This window comes from Spirulina sp. 06S082 (assembly GCF_034932145.1).
GTDB lineage: Bacteria > Cyanobacteriota > Cyanobacteriia > Cyanobacteriales > Spirulinaceae > CCY15215.
The window spans coordinates 1-7,193 of sequence record NZ_JAYGHV010000199.1; the positions used below are offsets into that span (position 1 = coordinate 1).

General features: G+C 43.7%; 6 protein-coding genes and 2 pseudogenes. 4 read left to right on the top strand and 4 right to left on the bottom strand.

Annotation, left to right across the window (positions count from 1 at the left end):
• The 3 genes and pseudogenes from VB714_RS14025 to map all read left to right on the top strand — a co-directional run.
• Nucleotides 1-968: pseudogene (locus tag VB714_RS14025) on the top strand (phosphoketolase); the annotation flags it as partial.
• Between the two features lie 372 nt (nt 969-1,340).
• A pseudogene (iscB, locus tag VB714_RS14030) lies at nt 1,341-1,922 on the top strand (RNA-guided endonuclease IscB); the annotation flags it as partial.
• A gap of 255 nt (nt 1,923-2,177) precedes the next feature.
• Complete coding sequence (map, locus tag VB714_RS14035; RefSeq protein ID WP_323225177.1) at nt 2,178-3,035, top strand: type I methionyl aminopeptidase; 858 nt, start codon at nt 2,178-2,180, stop codon at nt 3,033-3,035.
• Nucleotides 3,036-3,189: 154 nt separating this feature from the next.
• Here map and VB714_RS14040 read toward each other — a convergent pair whose 3' ends face one another.
• From VB714_RS14040 to VB714_RS14050, 3 genes are all read right to left on the bottom strand, one after another.
• A complete protein-coding gene (locus VB714_RS14040) occupies nt 3,190-3,672 on the bottom strand; it encodes a thermonuclease family protein (RefSeq protein WP_323225179.1) in 483 nt (160 codons plus the stop codon).
• A gap of 107 nt (nt 3,673-3,779) precedes the next feature.
• A complete protein-coding gene (egtD, locus tag VB714_RS14045) occupies nt 3,780-4,778 on the bottom strand; it encodes an L-histidine N(alpha)-methyltransferase (protein WP_323225181.1) in 999 nt (332 codons plus the stop codon).
• A gap of 87 nt (nt 4,779-4,865) precedes the next feature.
• The gene (locus VB714_RS14050) at nt 4,866-5,207 is read right to left on the bottom strand and encodes a hypothetical protein (RefSeq protein WP_323225183.1); all 342 of its coding nucleotides are present in this window, start codon (nt 5,205-5,207) and stop codon (nt 4,866-4,868) included.
• Between the two features lie 123 nt (nt 5,208-5,330).
• Here VB714_RS14050 and VB714_RS14055 point away from each other — a divergent pair, with 123 nt between their 5' ends.
• Complete coding sequence (locus VB714_RS14055) at nt 5,331-6,467, top strand: DegT/DnrJ/EryC1/StrS family aminotransferase (RefSeq protein WP_323225185.1); 1,137 nt, start codon at nt 5,331-5,333, stop codon at nt 6,465-6,467.
• On the opposite strand, the gene VB714_RS14060 is transcribed toward VB714_RS14055, so the two are convergent.
• On the bottom strand, nt 6,464-7,193 hold a 730-nt coding region (locus VB714_RS14060; RefSeq protein WP_323225188.1), incomplete at its 5' end, for an RNA-guided endonuclease TnpB family protein. The two genes, VB714_RS14055 and VB714_RS14060, sit on opposite strands and share 4 nt — an antisense overlap.

Consider the following 7,193-nt stretch of genomic DNA (forward strand, 5'->3'; position numbering starts at 1 on the left):
GGTATCTCTTATCCGGTCGTCACGGTTTCTTCCATACCTACGAAGCCTTTGCCCACGTGGTAGACTCGATGTTTAATCAACACGCAAAATGGTTGGATATCTGCAAAAAAGAAGTGCCTTGGCGGGCTTCGGTTTCCTCACTTAATATCATGCTTTCCTCTCTCGTTTGGCGACAGGATCACAATGGTTTTAGTCATCAGGACCCTGGCTATATCGATTTGGTGCTTAATAAGAGTCCCGATGTCGTGCGGGTTTATTTCCCTCCCGATGTTAACTGCTTACTGTCCGTCGCCGATCATTGTTTGCGGAGTTGCAATTATGTGAATGTCATTGTTTCTGACAAACAGATGCACTTGCAGTATTTGACGATGGAGGACGCGATCGCCCACTGTACTAAAGGTCTCGGGATTTGGGAGTGGGCCAGTAACGACGATCGCGGCAAAGACCCTGATGAACCCGATGTGGTCATGGCTTGCTGTGGCGACATTCCCACGATGGAATCTTTAGCAGCCACCGCTATTTTAATGGACGAATTCCCAGAGTTGCGGGTTCGTTTTGTCAATGTAGTTGACCTCTTAACCTTAATGCCAGAAAGCGAACATCCCCACGGTTTATCGGATGATGATTTCGATACTTTGTTTACTCCCGATAAGCCCGTAATCTTCAACTTCCACGGCTATCCTTGGTTAATTCATAAGTTAACCTATCGTCGCACCAATCAAGAACGCATTCACGTGCGGGGTTATAAAGAGAAGGGGAACATTAACACCCCCTTAGAGTTAGCCATGGAAAACCAGGTCGATCGCTTTAATTTAGTTATTGATGTCATCGACCGCGTTCCTCAGTTGCAATCTCGGGCAGCTTATGTTAAGGAACGCATGAAAAATAGTATCATCGAACATACCAATTATGCCTTTGAGCAGGGGATTGACAAACCCGAAATTCGCGAGTGGAAATGGCCCCATTAAGCTCAATAATTTAACTAATGCGGCTGGTTTTCTCTAAAGCCAGCCCAGGGCGATCGCCGCTTGGAATTCCCACAATTGCAAAAAAATGCGATAATAAAACGAAAACGGTAACAATAACGACAAACGCTGCGTCAATAACCCACCGCTAACCCTTTGGGTATAGCGGGGGCTTGAACCAAGCCCATAGTTGACCAGCCTAAGTTCTTGGGAACTACGTTTTTTAAGCTATCACACCCTCAAATGCGTCGCTAGTTTGTCGCTCTGTGGTCAACAGTTAAACATTCCTAGTTGGGTTAAGAAAGTGCTGTTGACGTAAAAAACTTAAAAAACATTGGCGAAGCGAACTTTACCCTTGAAAAAGGAGTTTCACCCATGCGGGTTTTCGTATTAGATAAAAACAAAAAACCATTAAATCCTACTCATCCTGCGAGAGCCAGAAAACTACTCAAATCGGGACGAGCCAAGGTATTTAAACGGTTTCCATTCACTATTATTCTGCCAAATGTACAAGGAGGAGAAGTTAATGATTGTCAGTTAAAGATTGACCCCGGTTCAAAGACAACAGGATTAGCAATCCTGCAAGGAAATCGAGTCATTTGGGGAGCCGAATTAACTCATCGCGGTCAACAAATTCGCGATAATTTAACCTTAAGACGACAGTTAAGACGTTCTCGAAGGAAGAGAAAAACGCGATATCGAAAACCTCGCTTTCTCAACCGAAAACCTCCGGAAGGATGGCTTGCTCCCAGTCTCATGTCGCGAGTTCATAATATCATCACTTGGGTCAATCGACTTAGTAAAATCTGTCCCATATCGGGAATTTCACAAGAGTTGGTGAGGTTCGATACTCAAGCGCTCCAAAATCCTGAAATCTCTGGTGCTGAATATCAACAAGGAGAATTATTTGGTTATGAAGTCAGAGAGTATTTGCTCGAAAAGTGGAAGAGAAAATGTGCTTAAGGAAAGAAGACTGGAACTTACTCTGGGCGAGTCGCGGTTCGCTCTACGGGAAGTTTCAATATTTCGACAAAAACTGGATTGATTCAAGGAATCAGTCACAAATATTGTAGTCCAATTCATCACAAGGATGGTTATGCGTACACTTATTGATTTGTATATTTCGAGGGTATCGAACCCTCAAAATATACGCCCCGTTTCCTCCCACCACCAATCTTTCAGATATGGTGGGAGTCTCCACGGGGGTTTCTGATGAAAATCCTCTCCAATCTCCTCTCGGCCAACAAAAAAGCAAAAGCAATTCCCAGTACTCGCGGACTGCCTACCTTACGACGGACTCGCAAAGGAATTGAACTAAAATCAGAATATGAAGTGGAAATCATGCGGCGATCGGGTCTTATTGTGGCAACGGTACTCAAAGAAATTGCGGCAATGGTTAAACCGGGAATGACCACCGCAGACTTAGATGCTTATGCAGAGAAGCGTATTCGAGAAATGGATGCAAAACCCAGTTTTAAAGGTTATCACGGCTTTCCTGGGTCGATCTGTGCTTGTATTAATAACGAGGTCGTCCACGGTATTCCCAGTCGCAAAAAAGTCATTCGTGCAGGAGATTTACTGAAAGTAGATACCGGTGCTTATCAAGAAGGATATCATGGCGATTCCTGCATTACTATTGCCGTGGGTAACATTTCTCCCACGGCCAAAAAACTCATGCGGGTTGCAGAAGAAGCCTTATATAAAGGCATCGAACAAGTTAAAGAAGGCAATTATATTATGGACATTGCTGGGGCGATTCAAGACCATGTAAAAGCCCACGGTTATAGCATTGTTGAAGATTATACCGGTCATGGTGTCGGGCGCAATCTCCACGAAGAACCGGCAGTTTTTCATAGTCGTACCCGAGAATTACCTAATGTTAAATTAAGAGCAGGAATGACCTTGGCGATCGAGCCGATTTTAAATGCAGGATCGAAACAGACTCGTATTTTAGGCGATCGCTGGATGGTGGTAACAACAGATAATAAACTTTCGGCACAGTTTGAACATACCGTGTTAGTCACTGCAACGGGTTATGAAATTCTCACCGATCGCGATCGCCTTTGCTGAAATACAATAAACACTCAACTCGTATCAATATTCTCAAGATTATTACCCAAACCTTTCAAAATCATTAGTACATTATAAAGCTCATTTTGTAAAGGTAACAGAGAAAAAATACGAGAAATATCATATTGGGGTGTTCCCTGACGATGATAAGTTATTATTGAGAATTCCAGAGGCCTAGACGTTGATTTTTCGCTTTGCTTTGCGCTTGGGTGAGTGCATCGACGCTGTTTGGACAGGTTTGGCGATAGCTTCCATGTAATTCAGCTTGTCCTTCTGCAACCATTTGCAGGTTAATATTTCGGTTATTATGAAAAACGACGATGAGCGATCGCCCTCTCCCAACTGTTCTTAAGCTATCATATCGGACGGATGAACCCACGGGAATCAGTTGGGTTAAGCGGTTTTTTGAGGCTTGGGCGTGGGGTTGGGGTTGTCCATTCACCCAGTCTGGGGTATCAATACAAGCGAGTTGACCGACGATTTCTGTTTCTCCCTGCCGCAAAACTACGGTATCGGCATCGATAATTCTTGTCACAATGGCGGATAGAGTTTGGGCATTGCTACTTTGGGATGTTAGGGGAATAAGTGCAAATGTTATCGCCGTGACTAATCTGAAAATAGTAGGAATTTTGTGCATTTTTTTATTTATTGTGGAAAACAACCAAAATCATAAAATCAGAGGAGGCGCGATCGCCTTTCGGATGTTGAGTGAACGAATACCAAGAATAATCCGGAAATAATGGGTTATTTTTGACATAGTATAACACCAAACCATCCTCGATCGTCCGTCTGGGTTTGCAATATAGATAGACCTCGTTCTTGCACGTTTTGTTCCAAGGTATCGAGATTGAATTTTCGAGAAATTTCGGTTAGAATGCTTTCTCCTTGGCGAAATTCTACCGTTAAATCCAAAGATTCTAAACGCACTTGATGCGATCGCAGACAATCTAAATACATCTCAATCCGGCCTTCTTTTTCATTATAAATTGCTCGATGGACAAAGTTTTTTAGAGCGAAATTTCCCCGAAAGCGCCAATTAAGATGGGCAAGCATATTAAGGTTAAATGCTGCTGTTACTCCTTGGCTGTCATTATAAGCTGCTTCAAGAATAGCTTTGGGCTTTTGTAAATCAACACCGAGGAGAAAGTAATCTCCCGGTTGTAGGGCGTTAATAATTTGAGCTAAAAAGCGATCGCTTTGTTGGGGGTAAAAATTACCTAATGTACTGCCCAAAAATAAGATAATTCGTGTAGGTAGAGAAGAAGGTGTTAATTGTGCTAATGCTTGTTCGTAAGTGCCAACCAAACCGCGAACTTTTAAGGTAGAATAATCTGATAGTAATTGTTTGGCACTGGCGGCTAAAATTTCGCCACTGACATCAATAGGAACATAATTTAAAGATGAATATAATGTTTGATAAGCATTCAATAAAAACCGGGTTTTGCTAGAACTACCGCTTCCTAATTCAACCAATTCGCAATTTCCCGTTATAGAGGCAATTTCCAGCGCATATTCTTGCAAAATTCCGGCTTCCGTGCGAGTAGGATAATATTCCGGTAAATTGCAAATATCCTCAAACAAAAGAGAGCCTTTTTCATCGTAAAAATAGCGCGGTGGTAGCGTTTTTGCGCCTTGTTGTAATCCTTGGCGAACATCTTGTCCATTTTCTGTAGAGTCGATCGCCTTGATTTGTTCGAGATAGCGAATATGTAAGGAGTCGATCGCGGTTGGAGTTGTAATCATTATGGTAGAGAGTGTGAGAACTTTGTTGCCATTTTGAACCATACTACAATCGAGTTTTCCTTACAAGACAAACAGGACAGAAAAAAGCTAATTTCCCAAGTTCACACCATATCCACTTCTAACAACACTAAAAGAATACTCTAAAATTTCTGAGGATTGTCGGAGGGCTTCTTCTTCATTGGCAACCATCACGATGTTACACAGTCCAAAGGTATCAATATACCAGTAAAACCAACCGGATACTCCATCAAAGTTACACTCATCAACGTCAACTTGAAACCCTTCATAGGTTTTGGTCAGGAGGAAGGGAGAAGGAAACGCAAATAGCCCCAGAATACAAATTACAGGTAAGGCGCGATCGCCAATAGAGAATCCCTGGGGGAAAATAGCGTAGATTCTCTGAATTGTTTTTGAGAAAAGTTTCAGCATCTTAGATTAAGAGAGTGGCATTTAGGGACAGGGAAGAGTAAAAAGGAATGAGGAAATTAAATTCAAGGCGATCGCCTGACTAATTTTCCGACTCCGATCCTCTACCTCGCTATTTATCCAATTATGACAGTACCTTTTGTCGATCTTTCTCTACAACACCAACCCCTAGAAGCCAAGATTCAAGAAGCCCTCATGACGGTGGTTCGAGATGGGGACTTTATTTTGGGCAAAGCGGTGACGGAGTTTGAACGTGCTTTTGCGGCGGCTTCAGGGGTTAAATATGGGGTGGGGGTGAGTTCCGGTACCGAAGCGATCGCCCTGGGTTTGCAAGCGAATGGCATTGGGGTTGGAGATGAAGTTCTCATTCCCACTAACACCTTTATTGCCACGGTCATTGGGGCATTGCGAAGCGGTGCTAAACCAGTTCTCGTAGACTGCGATCCCGCAACGGCTTTAATCGATCTCGAAGCCGCAGCCAAAGCCATTACCCCTCAAACTAAGGGGATTATACCCGTTCATCTCTACGGACAGATGGTTTCTCCCTCTCGCCTGCAAGACTTCGCTAAAACCCACGATCTTCTGATTTTTGAAGATGCAGCCCAGGCTCATTTGGCGGAACGGGAGGGGAGAAAAGCGGGTACAATCGGTCAAGCTGCGGCTTATAGTTTTTACCCCAGTAAAAATTTAGGCTCTTTGGGGAATGGCGGTATCGTCCTCACCGATGAGGAAGCGATCGCCCAGAAAATACGCTGTTATCGCAACTACGGAGCCACACAAAAATATATTCACGAGGAATTAGGTACAAATAGTCGCCTCGACACCCTACAAGCTGCCATTCTCAATCTCAAACTGCCCCATCTCGAGGGCTGGAATCGCGATCGCAATCGTGCCGCTTGCAGTTATGATGCGGCTTTAGCGTCTTTAAATCAAGAGGGTATTACTCCTCTCCACAACCAAAGCGGAACCGGGCATATCTATCATCTTTACGTCATTCGCATTCACTCTTCCTGTCCCCTAAACCGGGATGAAATGCAAAAACAACTCGGCGATCGCGGCATTCAAACCGGCATTCATTACCCCATTCCCTGCCACCTACAACCCGCTTACAAGTTTCTGGGCTACCAAAAAGGGAATTTTCCTCATGCCGAGAAATTATGCCAAGAAATCCTTTCTTTACCCATGTATCCAGGGCTAACGGAAGACGATATTGCGATCGTTGTCGCCGCTTTGCAAGATATTTTGACATCCTCCCCGCTCTAAAGAGACGGGGATTCCCCAAACAAATTCAATTGAATCCATTCAGGGGCGGTTGACGCTTCACTGGATGGTGCTTCCTTGGCGGAAGTCTGACCCGTTCCTCCACGTCCATTTATAGTCTCAGAATGTCCTCCCGCGACTTCAATGTTTATTGCGGCATTCTCATCTCTATCATGTGTTTCTCCGCACCAGAGACAAGTCCATTCACGAATCGATAGGTCTAATTTACCTCCTCTTTGCCTGCATGACGAGCAGGTTTGAGAAGTGGGTTCCCATCGGTCAATAACCTTGAAATTGCGACCGTACTTATCAGCCTTGTTAGACAGCATGGTTCTAAATTCGCGCCATCCCAAGTCGCTAATTGCACGAGATAGCTTACGGTTTTTCATCATGCCACTCACGTTCAAATCTTCTACAGCAATCGATTGGTTTTCTCGAATTGCTTTAGTTGATAATTTGTGAAGAAAATCCGTGCGGGTGTCTTTGATTTTGGCGTAGAGTTTAGCAACTTTTTTACGTGCTACTTCACGACGTTTGCTACCTTTCTGTTTCTTGGAAAGTTTACGCTGCAATTTTCTCAATCGCTTGAGATTTTTCTTTAACGGCTTAGGTGCTTTGACTTTTTTACCATTGCTAAAGGTCGCAAAAGTGCTGATTCCTAAATCAATACCGCAAGACTTTTCAATCTTGGGTAATGGTTCTGGAATGATTTCTACAACGAAACTCAGA